General features: G+C 63.3%; 19 protein-coding genes and 1 riboswitch. Of the genes, 13 read left to right on the plus strand and 6 right to left on the minus strand.

Annotated elements, in window-relative coordinates; translation table 11 throughout:
* The first annotated feature begins 18 nt into the window (after positions 1-18).
* Together VSX56_RS05155 and VSX56_RS05160 are read left to right on the plus strand one after the other, a co-directional pair.
* Entirely contained in the window at positions 19-960 is a 942-nt protein-coding gene (locus VSX56_RS05155) for a D-2-hydroxyacid dehydrogenase family protein (RefSeq protein ID WP_350935342.1), read from the plus strand.
* 254 nt (positions 961-1,214) lie between these two features.
* Positions 1,215-2,153, plus strand: a complete 939-nt coding sequence (locus VSX56_RS05160; protein ID WP_350935344.1) for a helix-turn-helix domain-containing protein — start codon at positions 1,215-1,217, stop codon at positions 2,151-2,153.
* A gap of 119 nt (positions 2,154-2,272) precedes the next feature.
* On the opposite strand, the gene VSX56_RS05165 is transcribed toward VSX56_RS05160, so the two are convergent.
* Complete coding sequence (locus VSX56_RS05165) at positions 2,273-3,433, minus strand: MFS transporter (protein WP_350935346.1); 1,161 nt, start codon at positions 3,431-3,433, stop codon at positions 2,273-2,275.
* Between the two features lie 103 nt (positions 3,434-3,536).
* Here VSX56_RS05165 and VSX56_RS05170 point away from each other — a divergent pair, with 103 nt between their 5' ends.
* The 3 genes from VSX56_RS05170 (at position 3,537) to ggt (ending at position 8,558) form a co-directional block, all read left to right on the plus strand.
* A complete protein-coding gene (locus VSX56_RS05170) occupies positions 3,537-4,436 on the plus strand; it encodes a LysR family transcriptional regulator (RefSeq protein WP_350935348.1) in 900 nt (299 codons plus the stop codon).
* 586 nt (positions 4,437-5,022) lie between these two features.
* A complete protein-coding gene (mqo, locus tag VSX56_RS05175; RefSeq protein ID WP_350935350.1) occupies positions 5,023-6,603 on the plus strand; it encodes a malate dehydrogenase (quinone) in 1,581 nt (526 codons plus the stop codon).
* A 302-nt stretch (positions 6,604-6,905) separates the two neighbouring features.
* Positions 6,906-8,558 carry a gamma-glutamyltransferase gene (gene ggt / locus VSX56_RS05180; RefSeq protein ID WP_350935352.1) on the plus strand — a complete coding sequence of 551 codons (1,653 nt, stop codon included), beginning with the start codon at positions 6,906-6,908 and terminating at the stop codon, positions 8,556-8,558.
* A 379-nt stretch (positions 8,559-8,937) separates the two neighbouring features.
* On the opposite strand, the gene VSX56_RS05185 is transcribed toward ggt, so the two are convergent.
* Complete coding sequence (locus VSX56_RS05185) at positions 8,938-9,843, minus strand: LysR substrate-binding domain-containing protein (protein WP_350935354.1); 906 nt, start codon at positions 9,841-9,843, stop codon at positions 8,938-8,940.
* 201 nt (positions 9,844-10,044) lie between these two features.
* Between VSX56_RS05185 and VSX56_RS05190 the strand changes: the two genes are divergently transcribed.
* A complete protein-coding gene (locus VSX56_RS05190) occupies positions 10,045-11,325 on the plus strand; it encodes an NAD(P)/FAD-dependent oxidoreductase (protein WP_350935356.1) in 1,281 nt (426 codons plus the stop codon).
* 49 nt (positions 11,326-11,374) lie between these two features.
* Here the strand turns inward: VSX56_RS05190 and VSX56_RS05195 are convergent, their stop codons facing one another.
* The 4 genes from VSX56_RS05195 to VSX56_RS05210 all read right to left on the minus strand — a co-directional run bounded on the left by VSX56_RS05195 (position 11,375) and on the right by VSX56_RS05210 (position 15,391).
* Positions 11,375-12,889 carry an amidase gene (locus VSX56_RS05195; protein WP_350935358.1) on the minus strand — a complete coding sequence of 505 codons (1,515 nt, stop codon included), beginning with the start codon at positions 12,887-12,889 and terminating at the stop codon, positions 11,375-11,377.
* The gene (gene dsdA, locus VSX56_RS05200) at positions 12,886-14,160 is read right to left on the minus strand and encodes a D-serine ammonia-lyase (RefSeq protein ID WP_350935360.1); all 1,275 of its coding nucleotides are present in this window, start codon (positions 14,158-14,160) and stop codon (positions 12,886-12,888) included. Before dsdA ends, VSX56_RS05195 begins: the two co-directional genes overlap by 4 nt.
* 149 nt (positions 14,161-14,309) lie before the next feature.
* A complete protein-coding gene (locus VSX56_RS05205; protein ID WP_339114575.1) occupies positions 14,310-14,507 on the minus strand; it encodes a hypothetical protein in 198 nt (65 codons plus the stop codon).
* Positions 14,508-14,647: 140 nt separating this feature from the next.
* Positions 14,648-15,391 carry a Crp/Fnr family transcriptional regulator gene (locus VSX56_RS05210; protein ID WP_339114574.1) on the minus strand — a complete coding sequence of 248 codons (744 nt, stop codon included), beginning with the start codon at positions 15,389-15,391 and terminating at the stop codon, positions 14,648-14,650.
* A 524-nt stretch (positions 15,392-15,915) separates the two neighbouring features.
* Positions 15,916-16,019, plus strand: a riboswitch (guanidine-I (ykkC/yxkD leader).
* Positions 16,020-16,096: 77 nt separating this feature from the next.
* Between VSX56_RS05210 and VSX56_RS05215 the strand changes: the two genes are divergently transcribed.
* Genes VSX56_RS05215 through atzF form a run of 7 tightly spaced genes read left to right on the plus strand, consistent with a single transcriptional unit; the run spans position 16,097 to position 25,536 of the window.
* Positions 16,097-17,170: a putative urea ABC transporter substrate-binding protein gene (locus VSX56_RS05215; RefSeq protein ID WP_350935363.1), complete on the plus strand. Its 1,074-nt coding sequence runs from the start codon at positions 16,097-16,099 to the stop codon at positions 17,168-17,170.
* A gap of 12 nt (positions 17,171-17,182) precedes the next feature.
* Positions 17,183-17,995, plus strand: a complete 813-nt coding sequence (locus tag VSX56_RS05220; RefSeq protein WP_350935365.1) for an ABC transporter permease — start codon at positions 17,183-17,185, stop codon at positions 17,993-17,995.
* Entirely contained in the window at positions 17,992-18,843 is an 852-nt protein-coding gene (locus tag VSX56_RS05225) for an ABC transporter ATP-binding protein (protein ID WP_339114572.1), read from the plus strand. Before VSX56_RS05220 ends, VSX56_RS05225 begins: the two co-directional genes overlap by 4 nt.
* Complete coding sequence (locus VSX56_RS05230) at positions 18,821-19,621, plus strand: urea amidolyase associated protein UAAP1 (RefSeq protein WP_350935367.1); 801 nt, start codon at positions 18,821-18,823, stop codon at positions 19,619-19,621. Before VSX56_RS05225 ends, VSX56_RS05230 begins: the two co-directional genes overlap by 23 nt.
* A 10-nt stretch (positions 19,622-19,631) precedes the next feature.
* Positions 19,632-20,237 (plus strand): urea amidolyase associated protein UAAP2, encoded by a 606-nt coding sequence (locus tag VSX56_RS05235; RefSeq protein WP_350935370.1) that lies wholly within the window; start codon positions 19,632-19,634, stop codon positions 20,235-20,237.
* A gap of 5 nt (positions 20,238-20,242) precedes the next feature.
* Positions 20,243-23,752 (plus strand): urea carboxylase, encoded by a 3,510-nt coding sequence (gene uca / locus VSX56_RS05240; RefSeq protein ID WP_350935372.1) that lies wholly within the window; start codon positions 20,243-20,245, stop codon positions 23,750-23,752.
* The gene (gene atzF / locus VSX56_RS05245; RefSeq protein ID WP_434096008.1) at positions 23,752-25,536 is read left to right on the plus strand and encodes an allophanate hydrolase; all 1,785 of its coding nucleotides are present in this window, start codon (positions 23,752-23,754) and stop codon (positions 25,534-25,536) included. Before uca ends, atzF begins: the two co-directional genes overlap by 1 nt.
* Positions 25,537-25,615 lie beyond the last annotated feature (79 nt).

Raw genomic sequence — 25,615 nt, forward strand, 5'->3', positions numbered from 1 at the left:
TTCTTTATGGAAGGACAAATGATGAAGCTGGCCATTCTTGATGATTACCAGTCGGTTGCTTTGACGATGGCCGATTGGTCCACCATCCGCGCCCAGGCCGAAATCACTGTATTCACCGATCATCTGGAGGATCGCGCGGCCCTCATCGAACGGCTCCGGCCCTTCGATATCATCTGTGTGATGCGCGAGCGCACGGTGTTTGATGCGGAACTTCTGGCAGCACTACCGAAGCTGCGGTTCATCGCATCGAATTCGGCGGCCAATGCCGCCATCGATGCGGAGGCGGCTGCAGCGCGCGGCATTACCCTGACCCATACCGACTATCTGCTATATGGCACGACCGAGCTGACCTGGGGCCTGATCCTTGCCGCCACACGTCGTCTGCCGCAGGAAATCAACAACCTGCGTGCAGGCCGCTGGCAGGGACATATCGGGCAGGATATCCATGGCCGCCGGTTGGGCATCGTGGGTCTGGGGAATTTCGGCAAGGCGGTGGCCAAGGTCGGGCAGGCCTTCGGGATGGAGGTCATCGCGTGGAGCCAGAACCTCGATCCGGCCCATGCTGCGGAATTCGGGGTTCAGGCCGTTGACAAGGAAACCCTTTTTGCCACGTCGGATATCATCTCCGTCCATATGAAGCTTAGCGCGCGGAGCCATCACATGATCGGGGCGGGCGAGCTTGCGCTGATGAAGGAGACGGCATGGCTGATCAACGCCTCGCGCGGTCCTCTGGTGGATGAGGCAGCCCTGATCGCGGCCTTGAAGGCGGAGCGGATCGGTGGGGCGGGGCTCGATACGTTCGATCATGAGCCGCTTGCGATCGATCATCCGTTCCGGACCCTGCCGAATGTGGTTGCGACCCCGCATATCGGTTTTGTGACCGAAGATACCTACCGGCTATTCTACGGCCAGATGGTTCAAAAGATTGAACTTTGGCTGCGCGAGACTTGCCCTGTCTAGGGTCTGTTTCGCGAATCCGTGGCCATTGCGGTGCCGCTGATTGTTCAAAGGGTGCCTTATTTTCGGGCACAATCCCAGTAACTGCTATTTCTTCGGCGCTCGCCCTGTTTCCGGCCCCTTGGAGGGCCGGATTTACATAAAGACATCCTCTCAAGCGCCCGTTTCTTTGGCACGATGCGGATGGGAAGGCCGCATGTTCGAGGCTCTTCGAGCGGTTTTCCGACCGCGGGCCGCGCTTCACAGGAAAGGTGGATATGAGCTTTATTTTCCAGACCGATGATTGCTTGACCGGCGACAAGTTCGACTACTGGCAGAACATGATCAGCCAGCATCATGTGGCGGTCGTTTCACCTTTCGAGGGCGCGGATGGGTTCCGTGGCTGGATGAAGATCAACGATTGGGGCGGGCTGCAATTTTCGGATACGAAATTCTCGCCGATCGCCTATAGCCACGGCGTCAACGAGATGCGCCATTCCGCACATGATGATTTCTTCTGCGTGCTGGCTCTGGATAGCGGTGGATCTTTTGTCAACAACACCAGCGCTTTCGAATTCAAGGCCAACGATATCGTGGTCTATGACACCGACCAGATCTATTCGATCCGCTTTCCGAAAGATGCGCGGACGATCACCTTGCGCATTCCGCGCCCGCTGATGACCAGCAGGATCAAGGATGCGGACCGGCAATTCGCCATCCATCTGGACGGGCAGAACCCCCTTGCGCGGCTGGCGGCGGGGCTGATGCTGAATGTCAACGACCTGACGGATCTACCGGATGCGCAGAAATGCCGCGAGGCGGAGGGGCCGATCCTGGATATTCTCTCGCTTGCGGTGAGGGATCTGCACGAGGACCAGAGCCGCCCGAGTGCGGGGCAGGCCGCGATGCTGAGCCGGATCAAGCGCGAGCTGATGGGCCAGCTGGACGACAGCGATCTATCGGTTGTCGGTATTGCCATGGCCAATGGCATCTCGCCGCGCACTCTGAACCGGCTTTTTGCATCCGAGGGCACAACGGTCATGCGCTGGGTCTGGTCGCAGCGCCTTGCGGCGAGCTACCGTGCGATGTCGGACGGGTCGGTCCGGCAGGTCACCGAAGCGGCCTTCCGCTTCGGCTTCAAGGACAGTTCGCATTTCGCGCGCGCCTTCAAGAAGGAATTCAATATTACGCCCAGCCAGTTGCTCACCCGTTGCTAAGGTCGCGTTCGCGCGGGCGTCGGGCGCTGAAAAACCCTCCGATGCGCGCGGCTGAGGGGCGGCCCGCAAGGCTGATGGTCCCGCATGTATGACCGCCCCTCTGGGAGGGATGGCTCTGTTCAGGCGGAGGCGGGCGCACCGCTCGGTTGGCGTTTTGTCAGGACAAGCACGAGGGGAAGGGCAAAGACGATGGCGCTTGCCACCGGAATGACCGGATAGTCGAAGCCCATCCGCAGCACAGCCCCCCCTACCAGAGCACCAAGCCCGTTGCCGAGGTTGAACGCGCCGATATTAACCGATGAGGCAAGGCTGGGAGCATCCGCGGCGGCCGTCATCACGCGCATCTGCATTGTGGGCACCAGCGCGAAACACAGGCCGCCCCAGATGAAGAGAAGGACAAGCACGGTAATCAGATGTTGGCTCAGCAGGCTCAGCGCTGCCAGAAGGACGATCAGGGCGACCAGTACCGAGATCAGCGTGACCCTGAGCGAGCGATCGGCCGCGATGCCGCCAAGATGGTTGCCGACCGTCATGCCGAGCCCCACGATGACAAGCGCCAGCGTGATCAGGCCTGCCGACGCTCCCAGCGTATTCTGCAGCATGGGGGCGACATAGGTGAAGACAGTGAACTGTCCGGTGGAGGTCAGCACCGTAAGCCCGAGGGCGGCCAGAACGGGGCGGCGCATCATGACGGCCAGCTCCGCTTTGGGGCTACCGCCTCTCGGAGCGGGCAGATGCGGGAGCGCCTTCAGGAGCGCCAGCGCTGTTAGCACGCCAAGGCCGGAAATCAACACGAACGGCAGGCGCCAACTGGTAGCCTCGCCCAGCCACGTCATCGCGGGCACACCTGCCACATTGGCGACTGTCAGCCCCATAAAGACCGCCGCGACCGCACCCGCCTGACGGTCGGGAGCCACGAGGCTTGCCGCAACCAGCGAACCGACGCCGAAGAACGTGCCCTGACATATGGCGGTGATCACCCTCGCGCCGAGAATGATGCCGTAATCCGGGGCTGCGGCGGCCAGAAGGTTTCCGACCGCCAACACTAGCGCCAGCAGGATCAGCAGCCGGTTCCGCGCCATGCCCGCCGCCGCCAATGTGACTGCGGGGGCAAAGACCATAACGCCGAACGCATAAGCCGTCACAATGAGGCCGGCGGAGGGAATGTCGACATTCAGATCATCGGCGATGGTGGGGAGGAGCCCCATCGGCGAGAATTCGGTCAGCCCGATGGCAAAAGACCCGAGAGTTAGCGCTGCGAGCGCCGGATTGAACCGCATGGCCCGTCTCCTGGTTTTGGAAAGAACAGCCCGCAGACTGGACGGGAACGGAGACGGGGGGTAGGTTGCCTGATCGCAACTCTTTTTTGCCCGGGAGGCAAAGATGGCACCTTTACCGGACCGCCTTCGCGAGATGGAGGTTTTCATCACGGTGCTTGATGAAGGCAGCTTCTCCGCCGCGGCGCAGGTGCTCGCGCTGACGGCCTCGGGCGTGTCCCGCACGATCGACCGGCTCGAGGCGCGGCTGGCGGTGAGATTGCTCATCCGCTCGACTCGCGCCCTCCGGCTGACATCCGAGGGCGAGGCTTTCGCATATTCGGCGCGGCGCATCCTGAGCGCGGTGGATCAGGCCGAAGAGCAACTGGGCGCGGGGCAGGGCCCCTCGGGGCTGTTACGCGTCTCGGCGGCGGTCTCACACGGGCGTCTCAAGATCGTCCCGCTCCTTGGCGAATTCTCGCGGATCTATCCTGCGATCCGGCTCGATATGACGCTGACCGATCTGCTCGAGGACCCTGCGACGGGACGGACAGATGTGGCGATCCGCTTTGGAAAGCTGTCCGACAGTTCGCTGATCGCGCGCAAGCTGGCGGACGAGCCGATGATCACCGTCGCGGCCCCCGCTTATATCGCGACGCGTGGCACTCCGCGCCATCCGGATGACCTGCGCCAGCATGACTGTCTTCTGTTCAGCTTCGATCCGGGGCGTGCGCGGTGGGCTTTCGATACACCCGAAGGGCCTCGGATCATACAGGTCGGCGGCAAGTTCCGCGCCAATAGCGGCGAGGCTCTGGGGATGCTGGCGGTCTCGGGCCTGGGTGTGGCGCGGGTGGCGCGCTTTGCGGTCGAGGAAGATCTGGCCGAGGGGCGGTTATGCGAAATCCTGCAGGACTATCCGGTGCCCGAAACCCATCACGTGCACGCGCTGTTTCTGGGGGGTCCGACACTACCTGCGCGGGTGCGGGTCTTTGTGGACTTCCTCGTTGACAGGTTGCGGGCAGGTTAGGGCTTTTGGCATACGCGCGGCACCGGCGGGCAACAGGGCGCGCCCGTGCGGCGCGGGATGCCGGTCCGGAATCCCGACCATCAGGTGGGTCGGGAGGTCTGTCGGGGCAGCGGTGCGCATTGCCAATCGCCGGCCTGCACCCGGAGTTTCGGTATGCAATTGCATGCGACAATCTGTTCCATTGAATGCCCCGCGCGCTGGCTGCATCTCTGCCTCTCCGGTTTGATTCGTCCATGAACCATCTTTGCTGGTTAGTTTTTCAGACCAGTTTAATAATCGGCCTCGCGTTAGCGGTCACATCCGCGAGTGCGACACCCTGCCGCAGTGCCAGTTTGGGTTGAGAGCTACCCCCTGAGCGCATGGCTGCCCTGCAGCATTGATGCGTTTTGCATCGCTCTTTGCCCCTATGTTGCGTGGTAATTACTAAATAAAATGTAGATATCACATAGCTTTAAGGTCAAGTCCTTGCGTTCCCTCACATTTTTGTTCGCTTGCTCCCTTTTACGTGATGCTGCAACGCGGCGGTTGCATCCTTCCGCTAAATTCCTAGGTTCGCCGCTATAGATCCGCGAAGGGGGCGGTCATCATGGATTTCAAAAACAAAACCGCAGACCGTTCGGTCGACGTACTCCTTGTTGGCGGCGGTATCATGAGCGCGACGCTTGGCGTTTTGCTGCATGAGCTGGAGCCCGAATGGACAATTGAACTGACCGAGCGTCTTGATGAGGTCGCATCCGAAAGCTCCAACGGCTGGAACAATGCCGGCACGGGCCATTCGGCGTTATGCGAGCTGAATTATACGCCGGAGGCAGAGGACGGGTCGATCAACATCGACAAGGCGCTCTCGATCAACGAGCAGTTCCAGATTTCGCGCCAGTTCTGGGCTCACCAGGTCCGTCAGGGCGTGCTGAGCAATCCGCGCTCCTTCATCAACCGCACCCCCCATATGAGTTTTGTCTGGGGCGAGAAGAATGTCAGCTTCCTGCGCAAGCGCTACGAGGCGCTGATCCGCAGCCCGCTTTTCGCAGGAATGAAATTCTCGACCGATCATGCCGAGATCGCCAAATGGTCGCCGCTGATGACCGAGGGCCTCGATCCCGACGAGCAGGTCGCCGCGACCTGGGCCCCGCAGGGCACCGATGTGGATTACGGCGAGATCACCCGCCAGTATATCCGTTTCCTCGCCAGCAGCCCGCGCTTCCAGCTCAAGACCGGCCGGACCGTAACCGGTGTTCACCGTCGCCCCGATGGTGGCTGGCGTGTGGTCTGCACCAACTCGCGCGGTGGTGACAAACAGATCGTGGATGCGAAATTCGTGTTTCTCGGGGCAGGGGGCGGTGCGCTGCCGCTCTTGCAGATGTCGGGCATTCCCGAAGCGCGCCAATATGCGGGCTTCCCCGTGGGCGGCTCGTTCCTCGTCTGCGAGAACCCCAAGGTTGTGAACAGGCATAATGTTAAGGTCTATGGTAAAGCCTCGACCGGCGCTCCGCCGATGTCGGTGCCCCATCTCGACCGCCGCGTGATCGACGGCAAGGACATGCTGCTGTTCGGCCCCTTCGCGACCTTCTCGACGAAATTCCTGAAAGAAGGGTCGTTCTGGGATCTGCCCTCGACCATCACCCGCCGCAATCTCGTGCCGATGATGCAGGTCGGTGTGCATAACTTCAATCTGGTGGAATATCTGGCTGGTCAGCTGATGCTGTCGGACAAGGACCGGATGAAGGCGCTGCGGGCCTATTTCCCGCAGGCGCGTGACGAGGACTGGCGCCTGTGGCAGGCCGGTCAGCGGGTGCAGATCATCAAGAAAGACCCCGAGAATGGCGGCCAGCTGAAGCTGGGCACCGAAATCGTGGCCTGCGAGGACCGCTCGATCGCGGCGCTTCTGGGCGCCTCGCCGGGGGCCTCGACCGCCGCGCCGATCATGCTCAAACTGCTCGATCAGGTCTTCCCCGAGCGGGTTGCGAGCGAGACCTGGCAGGCCAAGCTGCGCGAGATCGTTCCGAGCTACGGCCAGTCCCTGCAGGAAAGCCCGGATCTGATTGCCAGCGAATGGGCGGAAACGGGCAAGGTGCTGGAGCTGCTCGATGCGCCTGTCGAGGATATCCGTAGCTTTATCGACCAGTTCCTGCTCTCGCCCGAGGCAACGCTGAAAACCGAAGCCGCGTAAAATCCGGCGTGTATGACGTGAGGACAGGGCCCGTTTTCGGGCCCTGTTTTGCATGGACGTGCAGAAGACACAGACACATGCCTAATTCCTGGTGCCTAATTCCTGGCATCGCAGGGCCCCTGTCTGTGCGGATTGCCGCAAATCGGCATTTCCCGCTTTTGTCCAGGGGATGACGCATTAGGCTGGGGGAAGGAATCTTCACCCAAGCAGCCGTCTGCGCGGAATGTCAGTCGATATGCGGCGCGCTGCCTATCCTCCGCCTGTTGCCTGCCTCACCGCGACTACCCGAAAAGAGACCCGATATGTCCGTCCAGAGCCCTTCCCTGCCGTTCATCTGCCGCAAGACCCCCGCCCAAAGCACGCAGGGCATGGTGGTGACCAACCATCCGCTGGGCTCCGTGGCGGGCCACGAGATGCTGGCCTCGGGCGGGAATGCGGTGGATGCTGCAGTGGCGGCCCTTCTGGCGTTGACCGTGGTCGAACCGATGATGGTGGGGATTGCGGGGGGCGGCGTGGCCCATCTCTATACGCCCGGGGACGGCCACCAGATCTATGATTGCCTCTCGCAGGCGCCTGCGGCGGCCACGCCCGACATGTATGAGCCGGTCTCCGATAGCCTGCCCGATTACATGCAGACAAAGGATCGGCGTAATATGATCGGGCCCTCCTCGGTTGCCAGTCCCGGCAATCTCCTGGGCTGGTGCAGGATGCATGACGCCCATGGTGCGCTGCCCTTCGAGGATGTGATCGCGCCCGCGATCCGTTATGCCGCGCGCGGGTTTGCCGCCACCAGCTATCTGGCCTCCAATATCGCCCGTTATGCCGGGGATCTGGCACTCGATCCGGTGATCTCGGCGATTTTCCTGCCGGACGGACGGCCCGCCACAATGGGGCAGAAGATCGTGCAGGCGGACTATGCCGAGAGCCTCAGGCTGATTGCCAAAGAGGGGGCCGGTGCGCTGCATGGGGGATCTCTGGGGCAGGCGCTGATCGACCGGATCGGTGATCAGGGCCGCCTGTCGATGGAAGATCTCACCGGCTATGACGTGCGCGAACGGACCGCGATCAAAGGCAGCTATCGTGGCTTTGAGATCGTCGGACCGCCGCCGCCTGCCTCGTCGGGGGTGCATGTGGCGCAGATGCTCAACATGCTCGAAACCGTTGATATGGCGGGGATGGGGTTCGATAATCCCGAACGCCTGCACCTTCTGGCCGAGACGATCCGCATCGCCTTCGAGGATCGCCGCGCGGCCTCGGGTGACCCTGATTTCGTGGATATTCCGGTCGAGAAGCTGATCTCCAAAGCCTATGCGCAGGACTGTCTGGCGCGTATGCGCGCGACAGGCGGGGCAGAGACCCATCTGCCGACCTATGAGAGCCAGAACACCACCCATATCACCGTGGCCGATCGCGACGGGCGGATCGTCTGCGCGACCCATACGATCAACGGGCTCTTCGGGGCGCGCTTCATGGTGCCCGGAACCGGCATCATCCCCAATAACTACATGCTGAATTTCGATCCCCATCCGGGCAAGGCCCTGTCGATTGCGCCGTGTAAACGGGTGCCCACCTCGATGGCACCGATGATCGTGGCAAAAGACGGCAAGCCCGCCTTTGCGCTGGGGCTGCCGGGGGCGGTCAGGATTTTCCCTTCGGCCATGCAATCCATCGTCAACATGATCGATTTCGCGATGAGCCCGCAACAAGCGGTCGAGGCGCCGCGGATCTGGACGGAGGGCGCGCATGTCGAGCTGGAGCCCGATTACGCCCATCACAAGCCCGCCCTCGAGGCGATGGGCCATGAGGTGCAGATCGTGCCTCATATCGGCGGCGGGATGAATATGGTGGCCTTTGGCGCGGCGATGATGACGGGGGCGGCCTGTTGGCGCGCCGATGGCACGGTCTCGGCTTTGGGGGGCGGGTTGGCAGGCGAAGGTATCGCCTTCCATATCTGACCTTCGCTCTCCTTGGCCATGTCACAGGCAACGGAGGTGCCCGGGCTCCGTCGCATCCATCCGGATCCGCGCGCCTGAGCCCGATGATCGCGTTGCGATGGGACATGCGCGGCTGGCCCTGCCACGGCGTTCAGGATGCGCGGGGCGGCGACTGGCCCGGCGCCGGGCCATGAGAACGGGAGCAAGCCGCGATGCGGAAAAGCATTTCCATCGGTCTGAATATTCTCGAGGCAACGCGGCGGGAGGGCGATTGCCGAGAGCGCACGGGCAGGCCCGCGCCGCGCCGTGCGTCTTCGAACGCGTGTCGAGGCTGGGATCCGGCGGCCGCAATCGGTGCTTTCTGTTACAGAGACGCGATCCGTCCGAACGGGCGGCTGCATCAGGGCGTTGCAGGCCCATGCGGGCGGGCCTTGAGATCTGTTTCGAGAAAGCGGATCAGGGTCTTCAAGGGCACTGAGGGTTCGATATCAGCGGGCCAGGCCAGATAGTAGCGGCTTGCACGATCCTGAAAGGTCGCGCCCATACGGATCAGGCTACCCTGCGCGATCTCGGGTTCGGCAAGGAAGTCGGGCAGGAGGGCCAGTCCCATGCCCGATCTGGCCGCATGGGCCAGTGACAGGAATTGGTCGAAGAGTGGTCCGCGCAGATGTCCGGGCGGGATATCGTGATCTGCAAACCAGCTCTCCCACGCTCCCGGACGGCTGGCCAGATGCAGAAGCGGCCTCTCCAGAAGATCCCGAGGCTGCGCGGGGGGCGACATTGTCGTTCCGCCCACCGGGACCAGCCGGTTTTCGGCCAAAGGCAGCCTCGCCAGACCATCGGCATCGGCAAGCCCGAAGAGGATGGCTGCATCGAAGGGTTCGGTTGCGAAATTGACAGGATGGTTGCGCGTGGACTGGTTGATATGGAGCGCGGGATATATCGCGGCAAACCGCGCGAGGCGCGGGGCCAGCCAGTGCAACCCGAATGTCAGTGGCACGGCCAGAGACAGGCTGTCCTGATCGCCTGCGGCCCGCAGGCTGAGGCTGGCCTGTGCCAGCGTGTCAAGACAGTCGCGGACGGCGCGGGCATAGTTCTGTCCGGCGGAGGTCAGGCCTAGCCTTTTGCCCTCGCGCAGGAACAGTTTCACGCCCAGCTGCTCTTCCAGCACCCGCAACTGGCGGCTCACGGCCGAATGGGTCAGGTCCAGATCCTGCGCCGCCGCCACCGCCGTGCCCAGCCGGTCCACGGCTTCGAGGGCGCGCAGGCTGCTCATGGTCGGCAGAAACCGTCTGGGGATCGACATGTGACAAAAGCTCCAAGTGATGTGCCATCAAATCACTTTTCCAAGGGAGAGGGATAGGGCAATATTTCAACAATACCTCATTGATACCCCTATCCCGCTTCTCGGGCGGATATCCGATGTTGGATTTTTACGCAAAGCCCGGGCCTGTGCTCCATTGGCCGCCTTTTCCTCATCCCTGTCTTCCCTGCTGCGAGGCTCCACATGCACACGCCCAGCAATCTCTGGCACCTGACCTGCGCCGAACAGATCTCTCCCGACCGTCTTCTGGCGGATGCGGAGGTCGATCTGGCGGTGATCGGAGGCGGATTTACCGGCTGCTCGGCCGCGCTGGAGGCCGCCCGCGCGGGGGCCTCGGTGATCGTGCTCGAGGCCGAGACCCTTGCCCATGGTGGCTCGGGGCGCAATGTCGGGCTGGTCAATGCCGGGCTCTGGCTGCCGCCCGAGGAGGTGGTGGCGCAGCTGGGCGAGGCCATGGGCCGGCGCTTGATCGAGGCGCTCGGGCGCGGCCCCGAAACGGTTTTCTCCCGCATCAGGGAATTCGGCATCGAGTGCGAGGCGGCGCAGAACGGCACCCTGCATTTGGCCCATGCTCCAGGCGGGGTCAGGGATCTGAAGAACCGCTTCCGACAGGGCACCGGTTTCGGTGCGCCGCTGCGTCTGCTCGACCGCGAGGAAACCGCGCGGCGGACGGGAAGTTCCGCCTTTCATGCCGCGCTTCTCGATCCGCGTGCGGGCACGGTGCAGCCGCGCGCCTATTGTCTGGGTTTGGCCCGTGCGGCAATCGCCGCGGGCGCGCGGATCTGCCAGCGGACACCGGTGACGGGGGTCGAGCGGGCGGGCGGGCGGTGGCATGTGCAGGCCGGAGGGCATCGGGTGAGCGCCGCCCGTCTTCTGGTGGCGACAAATGCCTATCACCAGCTGGCTGAAGGGGCCTATGCGCCGGAATATGTCGTGGTGAGTTATTGCCAGTTCGCCACTGCGCCGCTGTCCCCCGATCAGCGCCAGCGGATCCTTGCGGGGCGCGAGGGATGCTGGGATACAGCTATGGTGATGTCCTCGATCCGCACCGACGCGCAGGGGCGGCTGATTATCGGTGGCATGGGCAATACCGAAGGTCCGGCGGCCATGATCCACGAAAGCTGGGCGCGGCGCAAATTGCGTCATCTCTATCCCGAGCTGGCCGATATTCCTTTCGAGCATCAATGGCGCGGGCGCATCGCGATGACCCGCGACCATATCCCGAAAGTGGTCGCGTTCGGTCCCGATGCCTATGCGGTGTTCGGCTATTCGGGGCGCGGGATCTGTCCGGGCACCGTGATCGGCACAGCCGCCGCGCAGGCGCTGCTGGGGGCGGGGGAGGCGGCGCTGCCCCTGCCGGTCCACCAAGCCTATTCCGAGCGGTTCAAATCCGTCGCGGGCGCCTATGTCGAATTCGGCGCAGCCCTGACCCATGCGCTTCGGCCGGGTCTTCTGGGGGCGTGATCGGCGGATACTCTGGCGCCGGACGAGGTGTCCGGCGCCAGGGCGCGTCTCATTCGAAGGAAAGGAACCCCTCCACCTCTCTCAACGCCGGAGCACGGGCGAGAGCAGCCAGATCGGGACCATGCGGCGCAAGCGCCGGTAAGCCTGCGATGACCGCCTCCAGCTCGGCGGCAACCGCAAGCACCCCCAGATCATCATGCCGCTTGCCGACGATCTGCAGACCGAAGGGCATGCCATTGGCATCAAACCCGCAGGGAATGGTGATCGAGGGGTGGCCTGCAAGGGTCGAGGCGTAGGCCATCGCGAGCCAGTGATAATAGCTCTTGGTGGGCTGGCCGTCGATCTCCTTGGGGTAAAGCTCGTGCCAGTCGCGCGGGCTGATGGTGACGGCGGGGGTCAGCAGATAGTCGTGATGCTCGAAGAAGATCTGCCAGCGGCGGTAGAAATTGCCCTGCGCCGTCAGCGCCTGCGCGACATCCTCTGCCGAATAGCGGCGGCCTTCGGCCACATTGTCATGGACATTGGGTCCGCACAGTTCGGGCGTCGCATCCACATGCGCGCCGAGCCCGAGAAACTGGAGCGCCCTGAGCACCGAGAAGATACGGTCGGCGTCATGGCAGTCAGGATGGGCATGACGGGTCTCGCCGAAGGCAGGGCCGATCTGCGCCATGGCTTTGGCGAACTGCGCACGCACGATCCCCTCGACGGGCGCGAAGCCGTAATCCTCGCTGATGGCGATCTTCAGCGACGACAGGTCGCGCCGCGGCAGGGTGGCAAAATCGAGCGGGTTCCACAGGGTCTTGCCGTCCTGCACGATGGTATAGGGATCGCGTCCGTCGGGACGTGCCATCACCGCCAGCATCAGCCCGACATCGGCCACCGACCGCGCCATCGGACCTGCGGTGGGCAGTGGGATCAATGCCGTTGCCCGCGCCGGTCCGGGCACCACACCGGGGCTGGGGCGGTAGCCTACCACGCCGCAGAAGGCGGCCGGATTGCGCAGGCTGCCGCCGGTATCCGAGCCTGTGGCCAGCGGCGCATAGCCACAGGCCAGCGCCACCGCGGAGCCGCCCGACGAGCCCGCACAGGAGCGCGTGACGTCATAGGGGTTGGCGGTCACTCCGTAGACGCGGTTGCGGGTATTGCCGCCCGCGCTCCATTCGGGGTTGTTGAGCTTGCCCAAGGGGCTGGCCCCCGCCGCCCGCATCGCGGCAACGATCGGATCATCCTTGACCGCGATATTGTCGGCGTAGATCTCCGAGCCGAAGGTGGTCGGCAGACCTTTGACATCGATCATGTCCTTCACGCCGAAGGGCAAGCCGTGCAGAAGACCCAGAGGCGCGCCTTCCATCACCGCGGTCTCGGCGCGGCGGGCATCGTCCAGAAGCCCTTCGAAATTGCGCGCGACCACGGCATTGACGGCATGATCGAGCGTCTCGATCCGTGCGATACAGGCCTCGGCCAGTTCCACGGGAGACAGTTGCTTGCGCGCGATCAGACGACGGGCTTCGCTCGCGCCCAGATCGGCGGGGTCGGTTGCAACGATGCGGGGATGGGTGGTCATGATCTGTCCTGTAAATGCTTGGAAATTTTGCGTCCGCGAACGATGAAATCCTGATACTGGTCTTCGGGCACGAAGGCGCCGCCGGTGGTCCAGACCAGATGGACGATATTTCGGGCGGCTTCCGGGGTGAGATGTCTGGCAAGGAAGGCGCGACCTTCCTCGGTGGTCTCCAGCATGGCAGGACCAGCAAAGCCCGAGGCGGCAGAGGGCTCGAGCCGGAAGCCATGATCGGCCATGCGGGCCAGATCGCATAGCAGGCGGTCATCGTCTACCGTGATCACACCGGCCAGCCGTGTGTGCATGGCATGGGCGACAAGCCCCGACATGGTGGCCACGGCCATGCCATCGGCCTCGGTGCGGTTGCTCAGGCCGACCTCATAGACATCGGTCGCGCGCGCGAGACCCGCGCGCATCTGCACCAGCGCCGAGGGGGCCTGCACCGGCTCCATGAAGAAGGCATGGACATCAGGGCCGAAAACGGCGCGGGCCCCATAGGCGATCCCGCCCGGTGCGCCACCGATCCCGCAGGGCAGGTAGAGGACCAGAGGGCGGTCCGGCCCGATCTCTATCCCCGCCTTTGCCAGCTGTCTCTGCAATTCCCGCGCCGCCGCGCTATAGCCACGAAACAAGAGTTCGGAGGCCTCGTCATCGACGAAATGGGTCAGCGGATCATTGGCGGCAATATTGCGCGCCGCCGCGACGGCGGCGCTGTAATCGCTGTCATGCTGCACCACCTCGACACCCAGATCGCGCAGGCGCTGCACCTTCCACGCTTTGGCATCATGTGACATGTGCACGGTGGTCTGATAGCCCAGAGCCCGCGCGGCGATCCCCACACTGAGCCCCAGATTGCCGGTGGAGCCCACGGCGATCCGCCGCTGCGCAAAGAACGCCCGAGCCTCCGGCTTTGCCAGCGTGGCGATGTCCCCATCCGGTGAGAGGAGCCCCGCGGCGCGGGCCTGCGTGCGGGCCGTCACCAGCACTTCGAAGAGGCCTCCACGGGCCTTGACCGAGCCCGCCACCGGCAGATCATGATCGCATTTGATCCAGAGCGCGTCTCCCAGTCCGGCAGCGGCGCCGCTGCGCAAGTCCGAGCGGATCGTGCCGGAGGTCTCGGGCCAGAGGGCGGCGATCAGGGGCGCAAGCTCTGCCCAATCGGCCACCGCCCGCGCAAGCCCTGCGCGGGCCTCGTCATCTCCGTCCGGCTGATAGGACGGGTTGCACCATAAAAGCGGCTGCGCCTCTTTCAACCGTGTCTCGAACTCGTCCATCCTGTCCCTGCCTGCCACCTGTCTTCGGGGAGGAGGATAAACATGCAGTTTCGGATTACCAGAGCATGCTCAGGATAAAACGTCACCGCGGGTGCTGTTGCCCTGAAACGGGCAGCAGCCTTTAACGCGAGGCCTTCAGCGAGAGGCCCTCAACGCGAGGAATGCAGGCTGTCGCGCAAGGATTTGAGTTGGGTCTCGATCTGTTCGACGGCCTCGTCGATCACATCGAAACACTGCATGGCGTTTTCGGGGCTGCGATGGGCGATCGAACTGGCGGATTTGACTTTCTGAAGCGCATTGCCCAGATCATGGAACGCCTGATCCATGTCGTTTGATGATAGTTCCATTCTACCTCCCCAAGGTAGTCCGGCAGGCAGCGCCCGTCGTAATACTCTGTAAAAATAAAAATAAGCCAAGCAGTGACCTTAGCCATGCCTACAAGACGGCCTAACACAGATCATGAAACTAAACCTGATGTCAACTCGTGTCAGGCGCGGACAGGCTCGGGGAGGTTCTGGTAGAGATAGCCCATATCGAACTGGGCGAGGGCGGCCAGCCCTTCGGCGTCAAGAATGGTGATCTTCTTGCGCGAGATATCGGCCAGACCCTGTTCGCGCAGTTTGCGCACCACGCGATTCATATGCACGGGGGTGGTGCCGCAGGTTTCGGCCAGCTCGGTCTGGGTCAGCGGGAAGGCGAAGCTGTTATGCTCGATCGCGGCCACCGCTTTGAGGCGGGCATGCACCTCGGTGATCAGATGCGCAAGGCAGCCATCGGCCGAAAGGCTCTGCAGCTTGGCGATCCATTCGCGGTGGATCGCGGCGTCCAGATGCGAGGCGAACCACAGGTGGCGCGCCAGTTTCGGCTCGCGTGTCATTACCACATCCAGATTGACATGGGAGACATAGCCCACGCGGGCGGTGCCGAAGGTCATCAGGTCGTGGTCGATCTTTTTCAGCGCATAGCTGTGCAGATCGACGAAATCTCCGGGCACATGGATGGAGATGATCTGGCGTTTACCGTCACGCTCGTTGACACGAGCGACGAAACCTTCGATCAGGAATGTGCTGCGCTGGGTCACCGACCCGCGCGTCAGGATTTTCTCGCCATGCCCCAGCTGGCACACATCCTGCACCAGATCCTCCATCACGGATTTCTCGTTACGGCTCATGCTGTCACGCACGCGGCCTTTGAGAAAGCGCCATGTATTCGGATAGGTTTCACTCGACATATAGATCACATCGCCCGATCAGGAATAAGCTTACTCGAAAACCAACCAGACGCTTGGAATGTTCCCGCCAAACGGGATCAGGAAACGGCAGGCGGTCTGGATATCGTCCAACTTAACAAATGATAATATGACGCGGTCTCAAGCCTGTCCGGGCATTCCTGACAAAAAAAGGCGACGACTTACGGGCGAATATTGATTTCAGATCATGTAAGCTGACTTAACCGCGCGGCTTCGGGCCTGTTTGGCGAGAGCGGGTGCGATGCCTGCAAAAGGGGCCGCCCGTCGGCTGCGCCTCGCGCGTGGCAGATTGTTTCTCCGGTTCTGCCGGACCGGTCTACGCTGCGGAACGTATGGCCCGCATATTGGCGCCCCGCCCGTAGATTTCTTCGCGGATCGGGTAAATATTGGGCATGTCGCTGCATTCTTGCTCTTATTTTTTGACGTTCCGGTGCAATCCTTCGGTATCTTGCGGCTCTGGCCTGCGGGCGTTGACGCGGAGAAATGCCTGCTGCTAGCAATTTACAGGAGTTGGCCGCTAGGGTTCCGGCAGAGATGCGTCTGGTCCGAGAGCAGCCACCGGCGGGGAGACATCCCGTTCGGCACACGGCGGGATAAAAGCCCGGGAGACCTCGTCCAGCCAAGGGATTGGCGGAACGTGGTTTCGTACGTCCCTTATGCAACATGATGAATGTAAAGGAACGAGCCATGATTACTCGCCGTGGACTAATGCTGTCTTCCGCCACCACCCTGATTGCCACCCTGATGGCCACCGCCCCTCTGCAGGCGCAGACCAAACCCTCCTTCAAGGTCGCATGGTCGATCTATGCAGGCTGGATGCCGTGGGGCTATGCGCAGGATAGCGGAATCGTCCAGAGATGGGCGGATAAATACGGGATCGAGATCGAGGTCACCCAGTTTAACGACTATGTGGAATCGATGAACCAATATACTGCAGGCGCTTATGATGCGGTGACGCTGACCAATATGGACGGGCTCTCCATTCCTGCGGCAGGCGGCGTGGATACCACCGCCGTGATCGTGGGCGATTTCTCCGATGGCAATGATGCCGTGATCCTGAAGGGCAAGGACAAGCTCGAGGATATCAAGGGCGAGAGCGTCAATCTGGTCGAGTTCTCGGTGTCGGAATACCTGCTGAACCGTGGCCTAGAGACCGTGGGCCTGACGGGCCGCGATGTGAAGATCGTCAATACTGCCGATCCCGATATGGTCGGTGCCTTCCAGACGGAGGATGTGCAGGCGATGGTGACATGGAACCCGATGGTCTCGGAGATCGCCAAGCTCGATGACGCGCATATCGTGTTCGACAGCTCGAAGATCCCGGGCGAGATCCTCGATCTGATGGTGGCCAATACCGACACGCTCAAAGCGCATCCGGAATTCGGCAAGGCGCTTGCGGGGATCTGGTATGAAACGGTGGCGCTGATGACCTCGGATACGCCCGAGGGCGCCAAGGCGCGTGCCGCGATGGGCGCGGCCTCCGGCACCGATCAGGCGGGTTTCGAGGAGCAATTGGCCGCAACGCATCTCTTTGCCGATCCGGTCAAGGCGGTGAGCTTCACGCAGTCGAAAGAGATGGCCGATGGTATGGACCATGTGCGCAACTTCCTCTTCGACAAAGGCCTTCTGGGTGCGGGCGCGCCCTCAGTGGATGTGATCGGGATCGAACTCGCCGATGGCACGGTGCTGGGCGACGAGAGCAATGTGAAGCTGCGCTTCGACACGCAGTTCATGCAGGCCGCCGCCGATAACGCGCTGTAATCAGGGCCTCCCATGCGTCTCATCAACGTCAGACCCTCGCGTCGGACGGGGTTGTTTCTTGCCTGCCTGCCGTTCATCGCCCTGCTTGTCGCCTATGCGATCGGCTCGGCGGTGCGGCTCGAGGCCAACCCCGCCGACAAGCTCTTGCCCGGTTTCCAGACGATCGCCGATGCGGTCAATACCTATGCCTTTACCCAAGACCGGCGCACCGGCGACTATCTCCTCTGGGCCGATACGCAAGCCAGCCTGACCCGCCTTGTCTCGGGTCTCGGGATCGCCACGGCCATCGCGCTCGTTGTGGGCGTGGCGCAGGGCGTGCTGCCACTGGCGCGGGCCGCCCTTGCGCCGCTCGTAGGCTTTATCTCGATGGTGCCGCCTCTGGCGCTTCTGCCGGTGCTGTTTATCGCGCTGGGTCTGGGCGAGACCGCCAAGATCGCGCTCATCGTCATCGGCGTGACACCCATCCTGATCCGCGATCTGGCGCTTCAGGCGGGGGCATTGCCGCGCGAGCAGATCATCAAGGCCGAGACCCTTTCGGCGTCGAGCTGGCTGATCACCCTGCGGGTCGTGCTGCCGCAGGTGCTGCCACGGCTGATCGACAGCCTGCGTTTGCAACTTGGTCCGGCCTTTCTGTTCCTCATCGCGGCCGAGGCCATCTCGGCGGATGCGGGTCTGGGTTACCGGATCTTTCTCGTGCGGCGCTATATGTCGATGGATGTGATCTTTCCCTATGTGGCATGGATCACACTTCTGGCGGTGGTGATGGATGTGGCTCTCAGCCAGCTACGGCGGCGCGCCTTCCCTTGGACGGAGATCCGCCAATGACGCAGATTTCCGTGAAAAACCTCTGGAAGGAATATGGCGAGCAGGTCGTGTTGCAGAACATCGATCTCGAGATCGCGCCGCGCTCGTTTATCGCGCTTGTGGGTCCGTCGGGCTGTGGCAAGACCACCTTCCTGCGGATGCTACTGGGCCAAGAGGGTCTGACGCGAGGGGCGATCACCATTGATGGCGAGGCCCTGCCACCCGAGCCGGGGCCCGATCGGGGCGTGGTCTTCCAGCGCTATTCGGTCTTCCCGCATATGACGGTGCTGGCCAATGTGATGGCAGGCCCCGAGATGAAAGCCGCGCGCCTTTTGGGTCGGACCTTTGGTGCCACCCGCAAGCGCATTGCCGATGAGGCCCGCGCGATGCTGGCCGAGGTCGGGCTTGCGGGGGCCGAGGATAAATATCCCGCCCAGCTTTCGGGCGGAATGCAACAACGTCTGGCGCTCGCGCAGGCGCTGATGATGAAACCCAAGGTGCTTTTGCTGGACGAGCCTTTTGGCGCGCTTGATCCGGGCATCCGCACCGACATCCACAAGCTGATGAAACGGCTCTGGAACGAGGTGCCGATGAGCGTGGTGATGGTCACCCATGACATCCGTGAGGCCTTCACCCTATCGACCCGCATCATCGCCTTCGAGCGCACCCGCAACCTGCCCGAAGAACGGCTGCGCTACGGCGCGACCATCACCAAGGACATCGCGATCTGGCCGCCCCGCGTGGCAGGGGCCACCTCGATCTATGATGCCGATATTTACCCCCGTCGGGACGACCCGACAGAACAGGGGCCACTGACCGGGACGACCTGGGCAAAGGAACTCTCGCATGCTGCAACACACTCCGCGTAAGCCCGAGACTATCGCTGCCGATCGCGCCCGCTATGAAGACCATCAACGCCGCGGGCTGGAGGCCGCGCCCTCTGCCATGCCGCAGCCGAGCCCGCTGCCCGCACCCGCGCCCGAAGGAGTGATCTGGGACGAGACCGTGCCGGGGGGCTGGTATTACACCGCCCGTCTGCAAAAGGGCGAGATCCTGCGCCTTCAGGCCAACGGGTTCGGGGCTTCGGCCTCTTTTGCGGCATGGCGCGAAGGCGATGTGACTGAGCGCCAGAACCTGCCCGATACCTGCAAGCTGCAATGGACGACGGATCTGAAAAAGGGCCGCGTGGTGTTTTCCGATATGGGCCGCGTGCTCTATTCGATCATCGAAGACAGCGCGGGCGCCAATGATGCGCTGTCAGGTGGCATGCCCGCCCGCGCGCCGTTTACGCCGGCCTTCCGCTCGACCCGCGAGAATATGATCCTCGCGCTGGCCAAGCTGGGTCTGGGCAAGCGCGACCTTCCTGCGCTTCTGACCTTCTTCGCGCCGGTGCGTGTGGATGACAAGGGGCAGTTCTTCTGGAACGAAAGCCTGCTTTCGGGGCAGGACTGGGTCGAGCTGCGCGCCGAGGAAGACATGATCTATGCGCTCTCCAATACCCGCCATCCGCTGGACCCGACGACGGGTCCGGATGTTCCCGCATTGACGGTGACGCGCATGACCGCGCGCGCTGTCCAACAGGACGACCTGTGCCGCAACGCCACCGCCGAAGCCATCCGTGGCTTTGAAAACAACGCTCGCGCCTGAGGTCTTCCCGATGCAAAACGAACAACAGATCCATGATATCCCCGCAAACCGCCCGTGGTCCGGTCTGGTTAAAAAGGGCCAGACGATCCGCATCATCGACAGCTATGGCCAGCAGGCCATCGACACGATCTTCTATGCAGCGGGTGACCATTCCGAGCGTTATTCCTCGCAAGACACCATGCGCGAGCAGAATGGCGCCTATATCACCCGTGGCACCAGGCTGATCTCGTCGGAGGGGCGCGTCATGCTGACCGTGGTCGATGATACCTCGGGGCGCCATGACACGAATGCGGGCTGCTGCTCGCGCGAGAGCAATACGGTGCGTTTCGGCCACGAGACATCCTATCAGCATGCCTGCCGCGAGAATTTCATTCTGGAACTGTCGAAATACGGTATGGACAAGCGCGACATCGTGCCGAACCTGAATTTCTTCATGAATGTGCCGATTTCGCAGAACGGATCGATGACCATTGATGACGGCATTTCGAGCCCTGGCGATTACGTCGAGATGAAGGCCGAGATGGATGTGCTCTGCGTCATCTCGAACTGCCCGCAGATCAACAATCCCTGCAACGGCTTCGACCCGACGCCGATCCGCGTCGTGATCGGGGAGTAAGGGCCATGTTCGACAAGGTGCTAGTTGCCAACCGTGGCGAGATCGCGCTGCGGATTATCAAGACGTTGCGCAAGGTGGGGGTGGCCTCGGTGGCCGTCTATTCCGATGCCGACCGTTTCGCGCCCCATGTCTCTGCCGCCGATGAGGCGGTCCGTCTGGGGCCGCCTGCGGCCTCGGAGAGCTATCTGCAGATCGATACCGTGATCGCGGCCTGCCTTGCCACGGGCGCGCAGGCCGTCCATCCGGGCTACGGGTTCCTGAGCGAGAACCTCGAGTTCTCGCGCAAGCTGGCGGAGCATGGCATCCGTCTGATCGGCCCGCGTCCCGAGCATGTGGAGGCTTTCGGGCTCAAACATACCGCCCGCGATCTGGCTAGGGCGGCGGGTGTGCCGCTTTTGCCCGGATCGGGGCTTCTGTCGGGGCTTGATGAGGCGCTGGCCGAGGCCAGCCGTGTGGGCTATCCGGTGATGCTGAAATCCACCGCAGGCGGCGGCGGCATCGGTATGCAGCTATGTGCCGATGAGGCGGCGCTGAGCGCGGCCTATGCGTCGGTCGAGCGGATGGCAGGCGCAAGTTTCGGGGATGCGCGGCTTTATCTGGAACGTTTCGTGGGGCATGCCCGCCATGTCGAGGTGCAGATCTTCGGCAATGGTCAGGGCCGTGTGGTGGCTTTGGGCGAGCGCGACTGCTCGCTCCAGCGCCGCAACCAGAAAGTCATCGAGGAGACCCCCGCGCCGCATCTGCGCGATGAGGTCCGCGCACGGCTTCTGCAAGCGGCCCGCGATCTTTGTGCCTCGGTGGATTATGCTTCGGCGGGGACGGTCGAATTTATCTATGACCCTGCCCGCGAAGAGTTCTACTTCCTCGAGGTCAATACCCGTCTTCAGGTCGAGCACCCTGTGACCGAGGCTGTGCTGGGCATTGACCTGGTCGAATGGATGGTGCGTCAGGCGGCGGGCGAGGACCCGATCCCCGCGCAGCTGCCCGTCCCCCAAGGCGCCGCTTTCGAGGCGCGGCTCTATGCCGAGATGCCCCATGCCGGTTTCCGCCCCTCGGCGGGATTGCTGACCGAGGTCCGCTTTTCCGAAAAGGCCCGCAATGATGGCTGGATTGCTACCGGCACCGAGGTCACGCCCTTCTATGATCCGATGCTGGCCAAGGTAATCGTGCATGGCGCGACCCGCGAAGACGCGCTTTCCAAGCTGCAGGAGGCGCTGGCCGAGACCCGCGTCGCAGGGATCGAGACCAACCTTCATTATCTGCGCGCCATTGCCGCCTCCGACCTGTTGAGCTCGGGGAAGGTCGAGACCCGCGCGCTGGATACGTTCGGGTTTACCCCCGCGGTGATCGAGGTTCTGGCACCCGGTGCGCAGTCGTCCATTCAGGAACTGCCCGGACGCGTGGGGATGTGGGGCGTGGGCGTGCCGCCCTCGGGGCCGATGGATGCCCGCAGCCACCGCAATGCCAACCGTCTGCTGGGCAACCCGCCAGATACCACCACGCTGGAGCTGACCGTCAACGGCCCGACCCTGCGCTTCCTGACCGAGACCCGCGTGGCTCTGGCAGGGGCAAAGATGGCGATGGTGCTCGACGGTGCGCCTGTCGAGGGGCCGGTGGTCGATATCCCCGCGGGTGCGACACTGGCGATTGGCACGATTAGCGGCGCTGGCCAGCGCGCCTATCTGGCGGTTGAGGGCGGGTTTGCCGCGCCCGAGGTGCTGGGCTCGCGCGCGACCTTTGCCTTGGGTAAATTCGGCGGCCATGCGACGGGGGTTCTGAAAACCGGCGATACGCTCCATATTGGCCGCGCAAAGGGCGAGCCCGAGGCACTGGAGCCCGCCGACCTGACCCATGAGTGGGAGCTGTCGGTCGTTTTCGGCCCGCATGGCGCGCCGGATTTCTTCCGCGAGAGTGATATCGAGACACTGTTTTCCACCGCTTATGAGGTGCATTTCAACTCGGCGCGCACCGGTGTGCGGCTGATCGGCCCCGCACCCGATTGGGCGCGCCCAGATGGCGGCGAGGCGGGGCTGCATCCGTCGAATATCCACGACAATGCCTATGCGATCGGCGCGATCGATTTTACCGGTGATATGCCCATTTTGCTGGGGCCGGACGGCCCGAGCCTTGGCGGTTTTGTCTGCCCTGCGGTGGTCGCCGAGGAGGACCAGTGGAAGCTGGGGCAGCTCCGTCCGGGCGACAGGATCCGCTTCTCTGCGGCCCATCGCCCCGAGGATCCGGTGGCAGGCCCGCGGCTTGCCACGCCCAGCCTGCAAAAACTCGGTTCGCCCATTTTGGGCGAGGGGGCAGGGGATGTGCCTGTGGTCTATCGCCGTCAGGGCGATGCGAACCTGCTTGTCGAATATGGCCCGATGGCGCTCGATATCGAGCTGCGGCTGCGCGTGCAGGCGCTGATGCAGGCGGTGGTGGCCGCAGGTCTGCCGCTGCGCGACCTGACGCCGGGCATCCGGTCCCTGCAGATCCACTATGATCCGGCGCGGATTTCCCGACCCGACCTGCTGCGCGAGCTGCAGAGGATCGAGGCCAGCCTGCCGCCCGCCCATCAGATGAAGGTGCCCACCCGCACCGTCTGGCTGCCGCTGTCGTGGAAGGATCCGCAGGCGGAACTGGCGATGCGCAAATATCAGGAGCTGGTGCGCCCCAATGCGCCCTGGTGTCCTGACAATATCGAGTTCATCCGCCGGATCAACGGGCTGGAGGATGAGGCTGCCGTCAAGCGCACCATTTTTGATGCCCGCTATCTGGTGATGGGTCTGGGCGATGTCTATCTTGGCGCGCCGGTGGCCACGCCCGTGGACCCCGCGCATCGGCTCGTGACCACCAAATATAATCCCGCCCGCACTTGGACGCCGGAAAATGCCGTGGGCATCGGCGGCGCCTATATGTGCGTCTACGGGATGGAGGGGCCGGGGGGCTATCAGCTCTTTGGACGCACGATCCAGATGTGGAACACATGGCGGCGCACCAAAGCCTTTGGCGACCGCCCGTGGCTCTTGGATCATTTCGACCAGATCCGCTTCTTCGAGGTGGATCATGACGAATTGACGGAAGCCCGCGAGGCCTTCCCGCATGGGCGCTATGATGTGCGCATCGAGGAGGGCACCTTCGATTGGGCCTCTGAGAAGGCGCGGATCGACCAAGGGGCGGCTCGGACCTTCAAGGCGCGCCAGCAGGCGGCCTTTGAGACCGAGCGCCAGCGCTGGATCGACGAGGGCTTGGACCATTTCTCGGTCGATGAGGTCTTTGGTGCCGATGCGGGCGAGGTGCCCGAGGGGTGCACCGGTGTCGAAAGCCCCGTGCCCGGGAGTTTGTGGAAGTTCCTCGTGGCCCCCGGAGAGCCTGTTGCCGCAGGCCAGCCCATTGCCATCGTTGAATCGATGAAAATGGAGATCCCCGTGACCAGTCCCAGCGCGGGCCGTCTGACCGAAACCCGCACGGCCCCTGGCCGCACCGTTCATGCAGGCGATCTGCTTGCCATTGTGGAGGCCCTCTGATGCTGCCCGAATTTCTGTCCATCACCGCAATCCGCAAAGCCTATGCCGGCGGGATGACCCCTGTTGATCTGATCGAGGAGGTCATCCGCCGTTGCGATGCGTCCAAAGACCCCGCGATCTTCATCACGCGGGCCAAGGCCGAGGATCTGCGCGCGCAGGCCAAGGCGCTTGTCGCACGTGGCCCCGAAGGGCTACCCCTTTACGGCATCCCCTTTGCCGCCAAGGATAATATCGACGCGATCGGCCTGCCCACCACGGCGGCCTGCCCCGATTTCGCCTATGATCCTGCGGCGGATGCCACGGTGATCGCGCGGCTGAAGGCGGCGGGCGCGATCCTGATCGGCAAGACCAATCTCGACCAGTTCGCCACGGGGCTCAACGGCTCGCGTTCGCCCTATGGTATCCCGCGCTGTGTGTTCGATGCCGATTATGTCTCGGGCGGGTCCTCCTCGGGCTCGGCTGTGGCCGTGGCCTCGGGGCTTTGCGCCTTCTCGCTCGGCACCGATACGGCGGGCTCGGGGCGGGTGCCTGCGATGTTCAACAATCTCGTGGGGCTCAAACCCTCGCCGGGGCTCGTGCCCAATACCGGCCTTGTGCCGGCCTGTGCCTCGGTCGATGTGATTACCGTTTTTGCCGGATCGGTGCCAGAGGCGGCCGAGGTGCGCGCGGTGATGGAGGGCTATGACGCGGCCGATCCCTTCTCGCGCGTGGCCACGCCCCACGCTCTGCCTGCGCGCCCGCGGATCGGTGTTCTGGCAGGGGCGGAGCGCAATTTCTATGGGAATGCGGAGGTCGAGGCTGCTTATGACGCTGCCTGCAAACGCGCGGAGGATTTGGGGGCCGAGCTAGTGCCCTTTGACTATGCACCCTTCCGCGAGGCGGCAGCACTGCTTTATGATGGCCCATGGGTGGCCGAGCGTCTGGCCGCCGTCGAGCCTTTCCTCAAGGATCATGCCGACAGCTTCGACCCGACCGTGCGCGGCATTATCGAGGGCGCGCGTAAATATAGCGCGGTCGATGCGTTCAACGGGCTTTACCGGCTGAATGCGCTGCGTCAGAAGGTGAAGCCTGTCTGGGAGGCGGTCGATATGCTGATGCTGCCGACCTCGCCCACGCGCTGCACGGTGGCGGATATGCTGGCCGAACCGGTCAAGCGCAATAGCGAGTTCGGGCTCTATACCAATTTCGCCAACCTCTTGGGCTATGCGGCGATTGCGGTGCCCGGAGGTTTTGGTGCGTCGGGTCTGCCCACGGGCGTGCAATTCGTGGCGCCGCCCTTCAGTGATCAGGCGCTGGTGCCCTTTGCCACCGCCATGCAGAAAGCGGCGGCCTCCGGCATGGGGATCGAGCGTTCCGCTGCGCTGCCCGAGGCGGCGCCTCAGGTGCCCGAAGGCTGGCTGACTATTGCCGCCGTGGGCGCACATCTGTCGGGGATGCCCCTGAACCACGAGCTGACAGGGCCGGGCGGGATATTGCTGGAGACGACCCGCACCGCGGGCGACTACCGCCTTTATAGCCTCGCGGGCACGGTGCCGGCCAAGCCGGGTCTGGTCCGTGTGCCGAACGCCACGGGCGATGGGATCGAACTGGAACTCTGGGCACTCCCGCCCGCAGCCTTCGGCGCCTTTGTGGCGGCGATCCCCGCGCCCTTGGGGGTGGGGAAGGTGACACTGGCCGATGGCCGCGCGGTGACCTGTTTCCTCTGCGAGGCCCATGCCACCGAGGGCGCCGAGGATATTACCGCCTTCGGCGGCTGGCGGGCATGGCGCGCTGCGCAGGGATAAGGTAAAAGGCGCAGGCCGGAGGGGACGACCTCTCCGGCCGTTTTCCACCCGGGACGGCCCGATCTGACAGGAGCCAGTC

It is taken from the genome of Thioclava kandeliae (assembly GCF_040297545.1).
GTDB lineage: Bacteria > Pseudomonadota > Alphaproteobacteria > Rhodobacterales > Rhodobacteraceae > Thioclava > Thioclava kandeliae.

Bases quoted from the DNA above. Each gene is read 5' to 3' on its own strand.
- VSX56_RS05185 (WP_350935354.1), bottom strand. From the start codon at position 9,843: ATGTCGATCCCCAGACGGTTTCTGCCGACCATGAGCAGCCTGCGCGCC.
- VSX56_RS05215 (WP_350935363.1), top strand. From the start codon at position 16,097: ATGATTACTCGCCGTGGACTAATGCTGTCTTCCGCCACCACCCTGATT.
- uca (WP_350935372.1), top strand. From the start codon at position 20,243: ATGTTCGACAAGGTGCTAGTTGCCAACCGTGGCGAGATCGCGCTGCGG.
- VSX56_RS05190 (WP_350935356.1), top strand. From the start codon at position 10,045: ATGCACACGCCCAGCAATCTCTGGCACCTGACCTGCGCCGAACAGATC.
- VSX56_RS05230 (WP_350935367.1), top strand. From the start codon at position 18,821: ATGCTGCAACACACTCCGCGTAAGCCCGAGACTATCGCTGCCGATCGC.
- VSX56_RS05165 (WP_350935346.1), bottom strand. From the start codon at position 3,433: ATGCGGTTCAATCCGGCGCTCGCAGCGCTAACTCTCGGGTCTTTTGCC.
- VSX56_RS05210 (WP_339114574.1), bottom strand. From the start codon at position 15,391: ATGTCGAGTGAAACCTATCCGAATACATGGCGCTTTCTCAAAGGCCGC.
- dsdA (WP_350935360.1), bottom strand. From the start codon at position 14,160: ATGGACGAGTTCGAGACACGGTTGAAAGAGGCGCAGCCGCTTTTATGG.
- VSX56_RS05195 (WP_350935358.1), bottom strand. From the start codon at position 12,889: ATGACCACCCATCCCCGCATCGTTGCAACCGACCCCGCCGATCTGGGC.
- VSX56_RS05160 (WP_350935344.1), top strand. From the start codon at position 1,215: ATGAGCTTTATTTTCCAGACCGATGATTGCTTGACCGGCGACAAGTTC.
- VSX56_RS05155 (WP_350935342.1), top strand. From the start codon at position 19: ATGATGAAGCTGGCCATTCTTGATGATTACCAGTCGGTTGCTTTGACG.
- atzF (WP_434096008.1), top strand. From the start codon at position 23,752: ATGCTGCCCGAATTTCTGTCCATCACCGCAATCCGCAAAGCCTATGCC.
- VSX56_RS05235 (WP_350935370.1), top strand. From the start codon at position 19,632: ATGCAAAACGAACAACAGATCCATGATATCCCCGCAAACCGCCCGTGG.
- VSX56_RS05170 (WP_350935348.1), top strand. From the start codon at position 3,537: ATGGCACCTTTACCGGACCGCCTTCGCGAGATGGAGGTTTTCATCACG.
- VSX56_RS05220 (WP_350935365.1), top strand. From the start codon at position 17,183: ATGCGTCTCATCAACGTCAGACCCTCGCGTCGGACGGGGTTGTTTCTT.
- ggt (WP_350935352.1), top strand. From the start codon at position 6,906: ATGTCCGTCCAGAGCCCTTCCCTGCCGTTCATCTGCCGCAAGACCCCC.
- VSX56_RS05205 (WP_339114575.1), bottom strand. From the start codon at position 14,507: ATGGAACTATCATCAAACGACATGGATCAGGCGTTCCATGATCTGGGC.
- mqo (WP_350935350.1), top strand. From the start codon at position 5,023: ATGGATTTCAAAAACAAAACCGCAGACCGTTCGGTCGACGTACTCCTT.
- VSX56_RS05225 (WP_339114572.1), top strand. From the start codon at position 17,992: ATGACGCAGATTTCCGTGAAAAACCTCTGGAAGGAATATGGCGAGCAG.